Origin of the sequence: Nitrincola sp. A-D6, from assembly GCF_000764495.1 — a bacterium.
In the GTDB taxonomy this organism is placed as follows: Bacteria; Pseudomonadota; Gammaproteobacteria; order Pseudomonadales; family Balneatricaceae; genus Nitrincola.
Genome location: NZ_JRLB01000088.1, coordinates 1 through 14,032 on the forward strand (window position 1 = coordinate 1; position 14,032 = coordinate 14,032).

Genomic DNA, 14,032 nt, shown 5'->3' on the forward strand with positions numbered 1-14,032 from the left:
ACAACCATGCTGAATACACTAAAGCCTTTAATGAAACTGAGCCTTCTGGGGATCAGTTTTATCGTATTGCCGCTAGCAGCCGGTCTGCCCGACCGATTGCAGCAACCATCACCCCAGACCAATGCCGCTTTTTCAGTGATGTTGACCGACATAGCCCGTGCGGATGATCGTTTGGTTGCGGTCGGAGATCTGGGTGTGGTGATCTATTCTGATGATCAGGGTCAACAATGGCAGCAATCCAGTGTCCCCGTGACCACGCTGCTGACCTCGGTACATTTTACCTCCGCACAACGTGGCTGGGCTACGGGTCATGATGGCGTACTACTGCGAAGTGATGATGCGGGAGCAAGCTGGACCTTGCAGCTTGATGGTGATCAGATCAATCAGTTAAAAGTGGCCAGTTTGCATGCGCAGCTGGATGCTCTGGCAGAAACACCCTCGGAAGACCCATATGTCGAAGAGGATTTGCAGTTCGCGCTTGACGATGCAGAGTTTGCTTTGGAAGAGGGGCCTGCAAATCCCTTGCTGAATGTCTGGTTTGAGAATGCTGAAACCGGATTTCTTCTGGGAGCCTACGGGACTGCACTGAAAACCACAGATGCGGGCGAGAGCTGGCAGCTTATCAGCGAACGACTGCCTAATCCTGATCAGATGCACTTAAATGCGATCACACAGCTTAATGGGGCACTGGTTATTGCCGGAGAAGCCGGTTTGCTGATGCGTTCGGACGATCAGGGGGATAGTTGGTATGCACTCCCTTCCCCTTATCAGGGATCTTTTTTTGATCTGGTTTCACATCGTGATGAGTTGTTTGCGCTCGGCCTTCGCGGTCACTTGTTTGTCAGTGCAGATGGGGGCTTTGACTGGGAGGCTGTACCGGTAGACACCACGGTTAGCTTTATGGGCGGGTTTAGTGATAGTCAGCAACTGGCGATTGTCGGACTAGGCGGCACGTTGTTAAGTGGTGAACAATATGCCGATCTGGCAGAGTTAAATACGCGGGTCAGGCGCCATTTCAATGCTGTTGTCGCCATACCTGCTGGGTGGGTTCTTGCCGGTGAGCAAGGTATTTACACGTATCTGCCACAGGGAGACGGCCAATGAAGCGTTTGGCACAGACTTTGTTATTGCCTATTCGTCGTTCTGAACAGTGGGTGGAAGCGCTGTTGTTTCATCACCGGCTTTGGGTATTGTCGTTATTTGTACTGGTGACACTGGTGCTGGGCTGGCAGGCGGTGCAGATCCGTCCGGATGCCAGTTTTGTGAAAATGATTCCTACCAGTCATCCCTATGTTGAGAATTACCTGACTTATCAAAATGACCTGTCCGGATTAGGGAACAGTGTCCGCGTCGCCGTGGCAACCCAGAGTGAGGATATCTTTAATGCCGAGTATCAGGATGTGCTGCGTCGCGTGACCGATGAGTTGTTCTTTATTCCTGGGGTGGATCGTTCAGCCCTGCAGTCTATCTGGACGCCGAATGTGCGTTGGACTGAAGTGACGGAGCGGGGCTTTGTTGGGGGGCCGGTTATACCGCCGGATTACGATGGCAGTGCCGAGAGTTTGGATCAGTTGCGCATTAATACATTGCGCTCCGGTCAGGTTGGCCGGTTGGTAGCGAATGATTTCCGCTCGGCCATCATTGAAGTACCGCTGCTGGATTTTGATCCGGAGACAGGCGAAAGTCTGGATTACAATGCCTTTTCTCAACGTCTGGAAACGCTGGTCAGGGATGCCTATCAGACAGATGATATCAGTATACATATTACCGGCTTCGCTAAAATCATTGGGGATCTGATCGAAGGTGCCAAGCAGGTGGCGCTGTTCTTTGCACTGGCGATTGTGATTACCCTGGTGTTGCTGTATCTCTATTCGCGCAGCATAAACGGTACCTTGATTCCGTTGGCCTGCTCGTTGATTGCTGTTATCTGGCAGTTGGGTCTGTTGAATGCACTGGGTTATGGCATAGATCCCTATTCCATGCTGGTGCCTTTCCTGGTGTTTGCTATCGCCGTGAGCCACGGGGTGCAAATTGTTAACAGTATCCGCCTTGAAAGCCTTAGTAACCCGGATAAATGGCATGCCGCACGAGGTGCGTTTCGCTTACTTTACATTCCTGGACTCACAGCATTAGTGTCGGACGGCATAGGCTTCTTTACCCTGATGGTCATCGATATTCAGGTTATACAGGAGCTGGCTGTGGCCGCTTCTCTGGGGGTGGCGGTAATCATTCTGACCAATCTGTTGTTGCTACCCTTGCTGATGTCCTATCTTGGGGTGGGAGAACGGGCCATACGCCATGCGCAGATGCAGTCAGATCAGGGGGGTGAGCATTGGCGCCTGCTGACCTGGTTTGCCACCCGTAAGGGAGCCTCCACCGCATTGATTGTTGCGCTGATGTTGGTGGTTGTTGGTGCCTACACCGCGCGGAATTTGCAGATAGGCGACCTGGATAAGGGTGCGCCGGAGTTACGGGCTGATTCACGTTACAATGTTGATAATGACTTTGTCACCACCAACTACTCCACATCCAGCGATGTGTTTGTGGTGATGGCGGTGACACAACCTGAGCAGTGCAGTCATTTCAATACGCTGTCATCAGTGGAGCGTTTTCAGCATCATATGCAATCGGTGCCGGGCGTGCAGTCGAGTATTTCTCTGGCTGATCTGTCCAAGCGCATCACCGCCGGTTTGAATGAGGGTAATCCTAAATGGCGTGCTGTGAGTCGCAATCAGTTTGTTATTAATGCCTCACTGGCTTATGTACCAGGTGGCTTGATGAATGCTAACTGCTCCTTACTGCCGGTGATTTTGTTTCTGGATGACCATAAGGCTGATACCTTGAGTCGTGTTAGCCAAGAGGTAGAGTTGTTTGCTGCAGATTACAATTCAGACAGGCTGCGTTTTGAACTGGCGGCTGGTAACAGTGGTTTTGAAGCGGCCACCAATCAGGTGATTGCCCGTGCGCAGTACGAAATGTTGGCCTGGGTTTATGGTGTTGTCAGTTTGCTGTGTCTGCTGACTTTCCGCTCATTCAAGACGGTGCTGTGTATTATTCTGCCGCTGGCGCTCACCTCTTTGTTGTGTCAGGCGCTGATGGCCGTTATGGGTATCGGCGTGAAGGTGGCCACCTTGCCAGTGATTGCACTGGGTGTCGGCATAGGTGTGGATTATGGCATTTATATCTATTCGCGCCTGAGTAACTACCTTGAGCAGGGCATGAAGCTTACCGATGCCTATTTTGAAACCCTAAGAACAACTGGAAAGCCGGTGGCCTTTACCGGGTTAACCCTGGCTATCGGGGTGGTGCTTTGGGTCTTCTCACCGATCAAGTTTCAGGCCGATATGGGCATTCTGCTGACCTTTATGTTCCTGTGGAACATGCTGGGGGCACTGATCCTGCTACCTGCGCTAACGGCTTTCCTGAAACCGCATCCGGAGCTGACCTCTTCACCGGATTTGTTTGATGAAAATGCAAAATAGACAGCTTAACCAGTTGGTGGCCTTTGTCGTTAAAAATGCGGCTGACATTCGTTGTTAGCCGCATTTTTTGTGGGTTAAAGCATCTAATCGTAATAGCGCTGTAATCTGTCAGAGCGCTTTTGTCAGTAATATTGGTAACTTTTGTTATTGGTAGATTGACCCACTTCGTCCATTCTGTACATAACTTAAGTACAATAACGATAAAACGAGGTTTGCGTTATGGCCGAATATAAAGCTCCCCTGCGCGATATGCAGTTCATGCTCAACGACGTGCTGGAGTTGGAACAGCATTACCAGAGTTTGCCTGGCTGTGAAGACGCGACGCCGGATATGGTTTCAGCGATTCTTGAAGAAGGCGCCAAATTTGCTGAGCGCGTGTTGTCACCGATTAACCAGGTGGGTGATCAGCAGGGTTGTCAGTTTAACGAGGGTGAGGTTAAAACACCGGATGGCTTCGCTGAAGCCTACAACGCCTTTGTGGAGGGCGGTTGGCCTTCACTGGCCCATGACCCAGAATGGGGTGGTCAGGGATTGCCGGAATCTCTGGGTATTTTTATCAATGAAATGGTCGGCAGTGCCAATTGGTCCTGGAGTATGTATCCAGGATTAAGCATGGTGCTATGAATACCTCGAAGCCCATGGCACTCAGGAACAGAAGCAGATCTATCTGACCAAGCTGGTGTCAGGTGAGTGGACTGGCACCATGTGTTTGACTGAAGCACACTGTGGTACTGATCTGGGTATGCTGCGTACCAAAGCTGAACCCGCTGATGATGGTAGCTACCGGATTAGTGGCACCAAAATCTTCATCTCGGCAGGTGAGCATGACCTGACCGGTAATATTGTTCATATCGTACTGGCGCGTCTGCCGGATGCGCCTGCGGGTACCAAGGGTATCTCGCTGTTCATTGTGCCAAAATTTATTCCTGATGCTGAGGCGGTATCGGTGAGCGTAATGCAGTTAGCTGTGGCTCTATAGAACATAAGATGGGTATTCACGCAACGCCACCTGTGTGATGAATTTTGATAGTGCTACAGGTTATCTTATCGGTCCGCCGAACAAGGGCCTGAATTGCATGTTCACCTTTATGAATACAGCACGCATCGGTACAGCCTTGCAGGGCTTGTCACATACAGAGTGGGGCTTTCAAAACTCGCTCGCCTATGCGCGTGACCGTTTGCAGATGCGTGCCTTGAGTGGACCGAAAAATCCGGATAAAGCCGCTGATCCAATTATTGTTCACCCGGCAGTACGCAGCATGCTGCTGACCCAGAAAGCCTTTGCAGAGGGTGGTCGTGCACTGATCTATTTTGCTGCTCAGCAGGTGGATCGTTCCAAATTGGCAAAAACAGCAGAAGAAAAACAGGAAGCTGAAGATCTGTTGTCACTGCTGACACCTATCGCCAAAGCGTTTCTGACTGAAACTGGTCTGGAATCAGCCAGCCACGGGGTGCAAGTGTTCGGTGGGCATGGTTACATTGCCGAGTGGGGCATGGAACAGAACCTGCGTGATGCCCGTATCGCAACCATCTACGAAGGGACTACACAGGTTCAAGCGCTGGACTTGCTGGGCCGTAAGGTATTGATGTCACAAGGTGAATTGCTTAAGCGCTTCACTAAAATCATCCACAAATTCTGTCAGTCTCAAGCCGATAGTGAGCCGATGCAGCCTTATGTCAGTGCTTTGACCCGTCTGAATAAGGAGTGGGGTGATGTAACCCTGCAAATTGGCATGAAAGCAATGAAAAACCGCGAAGAGGTAGGGGCTGCATCAGTAGAATATCTGATGTACTCCGGTTATATCACTCTGGCTTGGCTGTGGGCGCGCCAAGCGGAAGTAGCACTGCGCAAATTGGCAGAAAATCCAAGCGATGCCGATTTCTATCATGCGAAGCTAAAAACGGCGCGGTTCTACTTCGAACGCCTGTTACCACGTACGCGCACACTGGTCGAAGTGATGCTTTCAGGTGCTGACAATCTGATGGAACTTGACTCAGAGCATTTTGCCTTCTGAGGTAGCGGGTGAAAAATGAAAGCCCTATTGCGAACTAAGGCCGGACAGCGCGTGCTGTCCACGGCACTACGCTTAAATGCTAAGCGTTATAAATCCAAGCCCCTAACAGGAGAGGCCACGACTATGGCAGATTTACATGCAGTTTTCTCGTCAATGCAGCAACGTTTTAGCAGCAGTGCAGCGGGTGATTTAAGTGCTGTGTTTCAGTATCAGATTAGTGATGGTGAAGCCTGGAACGTTACCGTGGATAATGGCACCTGCAAAGTGGAACAGGGTGAACACAGTGATCCCACTGTAACACTGACCATGGATAGCCAGACATTGGAAGAGGTCATGTCTGGCGAGACAGATGGCATGCAGGCCTTCATGACCGGCCGTATCCAGGCTGACGGGGATATTATGCTGGCTACGCGCCTGACTTCGATTTTTCCGCCAGGTTAATCTGTGCTGGACCTGCCTGCAGAGTTTGCGTACAGGTCCAACTGCTATAATGCAGCAATGTATTTTTGAATTTATAAAAATAAAATCAGGTCCTATTATGGATAACCACCGTGGAAGTTATATTCCTGAATCCCTCAATCACTATGGTTACAGCAATATAGTTGATGTCTTTGAGCGCACCTGCAAAGACTATGCAGCCAAGCCAGCATTTACAAGTTTTGGCCGAACATTAAACTATGCCGAGCTGCATCAGTTGGCAGATGCCTTTGCTGTTTACCTGCAGCGTGAAACTGATCTGAAACCGGGTGACAGAATCGCAATTCAGCTACCTAACCTGATTCAATATCCGGTGGTGTTATTTGGGGCTTTGAAGGCCGGACTGGTGATTGTGAACACTAACCCACTGTATACCCCACGTGAAATGGCGCATCAATTTAACGATTCAGGTGCCCGTGCGTTAGTGATTCACAAAAGTATGGCGCACAATGCTGAAAAAATTCTGGCTGATACCGGTATTGAGCAAGTATTTCTAACGCAAGTAGGTGATCTACATGGATTTGTTAAGCGCCACCTTCTCAATGCGGCGGTCAAATATCTTAAAAAGATGGAGCCCGAGTTTTATCTTCCCGGAGCGCTGCATCTGCGCGAAGTGTTGCTGAAATATGTCGGGCAGCAGCCTGAACCTGTCAGCCTTAAACCATCAGACACGGCCGTATTGCAGTATACCGGTGGAACGACAGGGCTTTCCAAAGGTGCCGTGCTTAGTCACGCTAACCTGATCTCGAATATGCTGCAGGGAGTAGATGTGCTTGATGAGGCACCCGCAGGCTGTGTTGAGACCACCATAGCACCTTTGCCCTTGTATCATATCTATGCCTTTACCATTTCGTTGGTGGTGATGGGCTATGGTGGGCATAGTGTGCTGATTGCCAACCCACGTGATATTGATGGTTTTGTCAAAGAGTTGAAAAAATGGCGGATGACGGCCTTTATGGGACTGAACACGCTGTTTATTGGTATGTGTAATCATCCGGACTTTCGAAATATCGACTTCAGCCAGTTTACCCTGACTATTTCAGGTGGCTGTGCTTTAACGCATAAAGCGGCAGATCTGTGGAAAGAGGTGACCGGCTGCGAAATCATGGAAGGTTATGGTTTAACAGAAACCTCGCCTGTGGTGTCAATCAATCGACCAGGTGCGATTCGAATAGGCACCATTGGTGTACCTGTAGCCGCTACTGATGTTGCTATTCTTGACCCAGAGGGCGAACCCGTTCCGGAAGGCATGCCAGGCGAACTTTGCGTTAAAGGTCCGCAGGTGATGGTGGGCTATTGGCAGCGTGAACGCGAAACTCAGGCCTGTTTCACCGATGATGGCTACTTCATGACTGGTGATGTGGCCGTGCGTGAACCAGGCGGCTATCTGCGCATAGTGGATCGGGCCAAGGATATGATTCTGGTATCGGGCTTTAATGTCTACCCCAATGAGATTGAAGATGTATTCTGCTCACACCCGGCCATTCTGGAGTGTGCGGCTATAGGTGTTGCGGATGAACACAGTGGCGAAGCCGTTAAGCTGATTGCCGTAGCCAGAGATGAAATACCGGATATTAAAGAACTGAAAGACTGGAGCAAAGAGCGTCTGACTCGGTATAAAATACCCAAATATATCGAATTCGTTGCCGACCTGCCCAAAACCAATGTGGGCAAGGTACTCAGGCGTAAGCTTAAAGAGCAGCAGGTCACTGACAAAGTGGCTTGATTTCTGCTCTAAGATTTCAGGAGAAATACCGCATGCCGTTACCCAAACCCGCTCGCCGTAAGCTTCATCATCGTCGTCAGATAGTGTGTGAAGGCTATGAGCGGGAAGATGGTCTCTGGGATATTGAAGCCCGGATGACCGATAAAAAGTCTCAGACACTGGACAATCCTGAGCGTGGTGGTTTTGTTGCCGCTGGTGAATATTTTCATGATATCCGTATGCGTCTGACCATGGACCGCAATCTGAAAATTCACCAGGTAGAGGCGAGTATGGATGCGACCCCCTTTCAGATGTGCCCTGGTATTGTTGCAGTATATAAACGACTGGAAGGAACACGGATAGGTTCAGGTTGGCATCGCAAAGCACTGGAGCTGACAGGGGGCGCGCAAGGCTGTACTCACCTGAATGAGTTGCTCAAACCTCTGACTACCACAGCAATTCAGACGCTTTGGCCCAGTGGTGATGAGGACATGGTTAAACTGGGTGCCAATGGATTATTAAATACCTGCCATACCTGGGCACAAAATTCACCGGCAGTAGAGCAATACCTGCCGGAACTCTACTTAGCTGAGCCGCCAAACGGCTAGTGCTCAGCGTTTAACACGGAGAATAACAATATGAGTATCCCCGAATCGTTTCAGGCAGATTACGCTTGCCTTTAATTTCTGCACCGATGTTTCTTGTATCGGGTCCAGAGCTGGTTATTGAGGCCTGTAAAGCTGGCATCGTTGGTACCTTTCCCGCATTGAATGAGCGCAGCAGTGAAGGCTTCGAGTCCTGGCTGGTGCAGATACGTGAAGCGCTGGACAGTTTTGAAACTGAAACGGGCAAAAAAGCCGCTCCTTTTGGCGTTAACCTGATCGTACATCACACCAATCCACGGGTACAGGCCGATCTGGAACTCTGTATCAAGCATAAAGTCCCCTTGATTATAACCTCCCTGGGGGCTGTGAAGGATCTCGTGGACGCGGTACACGCTTATGGAGGCTGGTGTTTCATGATGTGATTAATATACGTCATGCCAAAAAAGCCGCCGCTGCGGGCGTCGATGGCTTAATCGCTGTGTGTAATGGTGCCGGTGGCCATGCAGGCACGTTAAACCCCTTTGCGTTGTTGGCTGAAATTCGACAGTTCTATCAGGGTACCCTGATTCTGTCTGGCTCCATGTCGACGGGGCAGGATGTTGCCAGTGCGCAGATGATGGGTGCTGATTTAGCCTATATGGGCACGCGCTTTATCAATACCCAGGAGAGTCGCGCGAACCCTGAATACAAGCAGATGATTGTTGAATCCAGTGCAGCCGATATCACTTATACACCCAAGGTGTCCGGTATCTGGGCTAACTTCCTGAAACCGAGTCTGGAAAAAGCCGGGCTGGATCCAGACAGTGGTGAAAAGAAAAAAGTGGATCTAGGCGAGGAATTACAGGCACCGGAAGGTGGAGCCAGTGCCTGGAAAAGTATCTGGTCAGCCGGGCAGGGGGTGGGTTCGATTGCCGATGCGCCGCCAGTAGCCCAACTGGTTGAGCGGCTGCAGGATGAGTATCGGGGAGCCACTGATCACTTTGCGCAGCTCTCTGGTGCTTATCTGGAGAAGCAATAATGACCGACTCAGTGCTACTGACAGTGCAGCAGGGTGTTTTGCATCTGACGCTAAACCGTCCGGATAAGAAAAATGCTCTGACTGGGGCCATGTATCAAGCCTTAACCGATGCACTCAATGAGGCCGCCAAGGATGATAGTGTGCGTGTGGTGGTGTTGAGTGGCAGTGGTAGCGATTTCTCGGCCGGTAACGATATTCACGACTTTGTCGCCGCCATCAATGATCCACAGAAAGTTCGTATTCCCCTGGGTTTTCTGCAATGCATTTCGACTTTCCCAAAACCGATAGTAGCGGCCGTTTCCGGTGTAGCTATCGGTATTGGAACCTCCATGCTGTTACATTGTGATCTGGTCTATGCCGATGCCAGCGCACGTTTTCAGCTACCCTTTACCCGCATGGGGCTGGTACCGGAAGGTGGCACCAGTTTGTTGTTACCATCCAGCCTGGGGCATCGCAAAGCCTTTGAGTTATTGGTGCTGGGTGAGGTATTTGGTGCTGAACAAGCGGTTGAAACAGGGCTGGTGAATCAGTGTGTAGAACAGGGTTCGGTGATCGATTTTGCCATGGATAAAGCGCTTGCGCTTGCTGCTATGGGAGCCGAGGCCGTGCAGCAGAGTAAAGCCATGCTGAAGCAGCATGACGATAATCGCTTACAGTCGGTGCTGGTCTCTGAAGTAGATGCTTTTGCCGCGCGACTAAACTCGAATGAGGCACGTGCGGCATTTATGGCATTTATGCAGAAGCCGAAAAAATAATAGAGCTTTTCTCGGAGTGATCGCTTTTGTCATTTAACAGGGTGGATTTTGTTATTGTTAAAAGCGGCACTCTGACGCATATTGTTACCCTTGAAAAAAATAACAATCAGAGGCGTAATAATGAAAATACTCGTCGCCGTAAAGCGCGTGATCGATTACAACGTCAAGGTTCGCGTTAAAGCTGACCGCAGCGATGTTGATCTCGCCAATGTCAAAATGGCGTTAAACCCCTTCTGTGAAATAGCGGTTGAGCAAGCGGTTCGTCTGAAAGAACAAGGTATCGCCACAGAAATTCTGGTGGTATCTATCGGTAGCAAGCCCTGTGAAGAGCAACTCAGAACCGCGCTGGCACTGGGGCTGATCGTGCCCTACGTATTGATACCGAAGCAACTCCTGATGCCCTGTCAGTTGCACGTTTGCTGGCCAAGGTGGCTGAAGCTGAACAGCCTGACCTGATTTTACTGGGTAAACAGTCCATCGATTCAGATAACAATCAGACTGGTCAGATGTTGGCCGCTTTGCTGGATCGGCCTCAGGCCACTTTCGCTTCGGAAGTGAAAGTAGACGGTAATAGTCTGCTGGTTACGCGTGAAGTGGATGGCGGATTGCAAACCCTTGAGGTCACTTTACCTGCGGTGGTAACCACCGATTTACGCCTGAATGAACCGCGTTATGCTCCCTGCCAAACATTATGAAAGCCAAGAAAAAACCGCTGGAGGTCAAAACAGCTGAAGAACTGGGTGTAACTGTCGCCTCTAACATCACCCTGGTATCAGTGGAACCACCGGCACAGCGTAGCGCCGGTATAAAAGTGGCTTCTGTTGCTGAATTGGTAGAAAAGTTACGTAATGAAGCCAAGGTGATCGCATGAGTATTTTAATTCTGGCCGAACATGATAATCAGGCACTCAAGCCGGTCACCCTGAATGTGTTGGCCGCTGCCCAGGCAATCGGTACTGACATTACCCTGTTAGTAGCGGGTCACAACTGCGCTGGTGTTGCTGAGCAGGCAGCCAAAATCTCAGCTGTTACTAAAGTACTCTGTGCTGATGCACCAGCGTATGAACATCAATTGGCTGAAAATGTCAGTCAACTGCTATTGGATCAGGCAGAGGGTTACAGCCATATTCTGGCCGCCTCGACCACGACAGGGAAAAATGTTCTGCCGCGGGTTGCTGCACGCTTGGGTGTCAACCAACTGACCGATGTGATGGCTGTTGAGTCACCACAACGCTTTAAGCGTGCTATTTATGCCGGTAATGCCATAGCCACCGTTGAAACAACTGATGCCGTTGTGGTGATGACAGTGCGTGGCACGGCTTTTGATCCGGTCGCGGCTGAAGGCGGTAGTGCCTCGGTTCAGACGCTGGACAAGGTATTTGAAAGCGCCGATGTCAGCTTCAGTCATGAAGCGCTGGCAGAATCTGACCGTCCCGAGTTAACTGCCGCCAGTATCGTGGTATCGGGTGGTCGTGGTTTGGGTAATGGCGAAAATTTTAACCTGTTGTACCAGGTGGCTGACAAACTGGGTGCAGCCGTGGGTGCTTCGCGTGCTGCCGTCGATGCGGGCTATGTGCCGAATGATATGCAGGTGGGGCAGACCGGCAAGATGGTAGCACCTGATCTGTATATCGCCGTGGGTATTTCCGGTGCGATTCAGCATCTGGCGGGTATGAAAGATTCCAAAGTGATCGTTGCGATCAACAAAGACGAAGAGGCACCGATTTTTCAGGTGGCTGATTATGGACTGGTCGCCGATCTGTTCGACGCGGTTCCCGAACTGGAAGCAAGTCTCTAATACAGGAGAGCAGGAATGATTTATCAAGGTAAAGCGATTACAGCACGCCAGATTGATGGCGGCTTCGTTGAGGTAGTGTTTGATTTGCAGGGCGACAGCGTCAATAAATTCAATCAATTGACACTGAATGAACTGCGTGAAGCTGTCGCTGCTATTGGCACGTTAGCAGACGTTAAGGGTGTTCTATTCAGTAGTGCCAAAGACTGCTTTATTGTCGGCGCTGATATCACTGAGTTCAGCCAGATGTTTGATCAGTCGGAAGAGAGCATTGTGAATCATTTGCTGTCACTGCATGAAATTTTCAACGCTATTGAAGATCTGCCCTGTCCGACAGTAACGGCCATTAATGGCATTGCACTGGGTGGTGGTTTTGAACTGTGTCTGTCAACCGACTTCCGGGTCATGGGTGACAAGGCCAAAGTGGGTTTGCCTGAAGTGAAACTGGGCATCTATCCGGGTTGGGGTGGCACGGTACGCCTGCCACGTCTGATCGGTGTGGATAATGCCAATGAGTGGATCTGTGGCGGCGCGGAAAAACGTGCTGCGGACGCACTGAAAGACGGTGCGGTTGATGCGGTTGTAGCTACCGATATGGTGCGTGATGCGGCACTGGATCTGTTAACCCAGGCTGCAGACGGTGTGTTTGATTATCAGGCACGGCGTAGCGAAAAAACCACGGCGATCAAGCTGAATCAGGTTGAACAGATGATGGCGTTCGAGTCGGCCAAGGGCTTTATCGGCGCCAAAGCTGGTCCACATTATCCAGCACCTATGGCGGCACTGAATTCAATTCAGAAAAGCGCCAATATGACCCGTGATAAAGCTATTCAGGTGGAGGCGAAAGGCTTTGCCAAGCTGGCAACTAACAGCGTTACCAAGGCGTTGGTGGGTCTGTTCCTGAAAGATCAGTATGTTAAAAAAGTCAGCAAAGCCTTTGAGAAAGATACCACGCCGGTGAAGCTGGCAGCGGTGCTGGGTGCCGGTATTATGGGCGGTGGTGTAGCCTATCAGTCGGCCTCCAAAGGTGTGCCGATTCTGATGAAGGATATCAACGACAAAGCCCTGCAACTGGGTCTGGATGAAGCCACTAAGCTGCTGAATGGCCAGGTTAAACGTGGCCGTATGGATGTGCAGAAGATGGCCAAAGTGCTGACACAGATTACCCCGACCCTGAGTTATGGTGATTTTGGTCGTGTCGATCTGGTGGTTGAAGCTGTGGTTGAGAATGCCAAAATCAAAGGTGCGGTGTTGGCTGAAGTTGAGCAGCAGGTCAGTGATGACACTATCATCACCTCCAACACCTCGACCATTTCGATTACGGCATTGGCCAAATCGCTTAAGCGCCCGGAAAACTTCTGTGGGATGCATTTCTTCAACCCGGTACACCGTATGCCGCTGGTAGAAGTCATTCGTGGTGAACAAAGCTCTGAAGCAGCGATTGCGCGTACTGTGGCCTATGCCAAAGCCATGGGTAAAACTCCCATCGTGGTGAATGACTGCCCAGGGTTCCTGGTTAACCGGGTACTCTTCCCTTACTTTGCCGGTTTTAGTCTGCTGCTGCGTGATGGCGCCGATTTTGCTCGCGTAGATAAAGTTATGGAAAAATTCGGCTGGCCTATGGGACCGGCTTATTTGCTGGATGTGGTCGGTATAGATACCGGACATCATGCCGATGCCGTCATGGCCGAAGGCTTCCCGGATCGCATGGGGCATGAGGGCGAAAACGCCATAGATCGCATGTATAAACTGGAGCGCTACGGTCAGAAAAATGACAAGGGCTTTTACCGTTATGAGCTGGATCGCCGTGGCAAGCAGGTCAAGCTGGTTGACGAAGAAGCTCCGGCTTTGCTGGATGGCATTGTCGGCACAGCACATGATTTCAGCGATGAAGAGATCATTGCCCGGATGATGATACCTCTGTGTATAGAAACTGTGCGCTGTCTGGAAGATGGCATAGTGGCTACGCCTGCTGAAGCCGATATGGGGCTGATTTATGGCATCGGCTTCCCGCCGTTCCGTGGCGGTGCCTTGCACTACCTGGATCAGATGGGATTGCAGGCCTTCCTTGATATGGCCGCACCTTATGCGGACTTGGGTCCGCTGTACCAGCCAACCGCACGTATGCAGCAGATGGCTGCCAACGGCGAAACCTATTTCGGCGAATAACGGAGGAATTCT

General features: G+C 50.7%; 10 protein-coding genes and 2 pseudogenes. All 12 read left to right on the forward strand.

The genetic code is table 11. From position 1 onward, the window contains the following. A partial coding sequence (locus LH51_RS13850; protein WP_052063794.1) for a WD40/YVTN/BNR-like repeat-containing protein occupies positions 1-1,104 on the forward strand: 1,104 nt, incomplete at its 5' end. Continuing rightward, complete coding sequence (locus tag LH51_RS13855) at positions 1,101-3,482, forward strand: efflux RND transporter permease subunit (RefSeq protein WP_052063795.1); 2,382 nt, start codon at positions 1,101-1,103, stop codon at positions 3,480-3,482. The genes LH51_RS13850 and LH51_RS13855, both read left to right, overlap by 4 nt. Before the next feature lie 219 nt (positions 3,483-3,701). Next, positions 3,702-5,497, forward strand: a pseudogene (locus LH51_RS13860) (acyl-CoA dehydrogenase C-terminal domain-containing protein). Between the two features lie 123 nt (positions 5,498-5,620). Then, entirely contained in the window at positions 5,621-5,938 is a 318-nt protein-coding gene (locus LH51_RS13865) for an SCP2 sterol-binding domain-containing protein (protein ID WP_036523116.1), read from the forward strand. A gap of 97 nt (positions 5,939-6,035) precedes the next feature. Next, on the forward strand, positions 6,036-7,700 hold the full coding sequence (locus LH51_RS13870; RefSeq protein ID WP_036523200.1) for an AMP-binding protein: 1,665 nt from the start codon (positions 6,036-6,038) through the stop codon (positions 7,698-7,700). Positions 7,701-7,732: 32 nt separating this feature from the next. Next, positions 7,733-8,287, forward strand: coding sequence for a DUF2889 domain-containing protein (locus LH51_RS13875; RefSeq protein ID WP_036523119.1), 555 nt, complete (start codon positions 7,733-7,735; stop codon positions 8,285-8,287). A gap of 65 nt (positions 8,288-8,352) precedes the next feature. Further along, a complete protein-coding gene (locus tag LH51_RS24400; protein ID WP_327125192.1) occupies positions 8,353-8,706 on the forward strand; it encodes an NAD(P)H-dependent flavin oxidoreductase in 354 nt (117 codons plus the stop codon). Continuing rightward, a complete protein-coding gene (locus LH51_RS24405; protein ID WP_327125193.1) occupies positions 8,703-9,302 on the forward strand; it encodes an NAD(P)H-dependent flavin oxidoreductase in 600 nt (199 codons plus the stop codon). The genes LH51_RS24400 and LH51_RS24405 overlap by 4 nt, the downstream gene beginning before the upstream one ends. Further along, positions 9,302-10,057 carry an enoyl-CoA hydratase gene (locus tag LH51_RS13885; protein WP_036523122.1) on the forward strand — a complete coding sequence of 252 codons (756 nt, stop codon included), beginning with the start codon at positions 9,302-9,304 and terminating at the stop codon, positions 10,055-10,057. Before LH51_RS24405 ends, LH51_RS13885 begins: the two co-directional genes overlap by 1 nt. A gap of 120 nt (positions 10,058-10,177) precedes the next feature. Continuing rightward, positions 10,178-10,928: pseudogene (locus LH51_RS13890) on the forward strand (electron transfer flavoprotein subunit beta/FixA family protein). Further along, complete coding sequence (locus LH51_RS13895; RefSeq protein ID WP_036523125.1) at positions 10,925-11,854, forward strand: electron transfer flavoprotein subunit alpha/FixB family protein; 930 nt, start codon at positions 10,925-10,927, stop codon at positions 11,852-11,854. The pseudogene LH51_RS13890 and the gene LH51_RS13895 overlap by 4 nt, the downstream one beginning before the upstream one ends. Positions 11,855-11,869: 15 nt before the next feature. After that, entirely contained in the window at positions 11,870-14,020 is a 2,151-nt protein-coding gene (gene fadB / locus LH51_RS13900) for a fatty acid oxidation complex subunit alpha FadB (protein ID WP_036523128.1), read from the forward strand. Positions 14,021-14,032: the final 12 nt, after the last annotated feature.

Bases quoted from the DNA above. Each gene is read 5' to 3' on its own strand.
- LH51_RS13895 (WP_036523125.1), top strand. From the start codon at position 10,925: ATGAGTATTTTAATTCTGGCCGAACATGATAATCAGGCACTCAAGCCG.
- LH51_RS13870 (WP_036523200.1), top strand. From the start codon at position 6,036: ATGGATAACCACCGTGGAAGTTATATTCCTGAATCCCTCAATCACTAT.
- LH51_RS13875 (WP_036523119.1), top strand. From the start codon at position 7,733: ATGCCGTTACCCAAACCCGCTCGCCGTAAGCTTCATCATCGTCGTCAG.
- LH51_RS13885 (WP_036523122.1), top strand. From the start codon at position 9,302: ATGACCGACTCAGTGCTACTGACAGTGCAGCAGGGTGTTTTGCATCTG.
- LH51_RS13855 (WP_052063795.1), top strand. From the start codon at position 1,101: ATGAAGCGTTTGGCACAGACTTTGTTATTGCCTATTCGTCGTTCTGAA.
- fadB (WP_036523128.1), top strand. From the start codon at position 11,870: ATGATTTATCAAGGTAAAGCGATTACAGCACGCCAGATTGATGGCGGC.
- LH51_RS13865 (WP_036523116.1), top strand. From the start codon at position 5,621: ATGGCAGATTTACATGCAGTTTTCTCGTCAATGCAGCAACGTTTTAGC.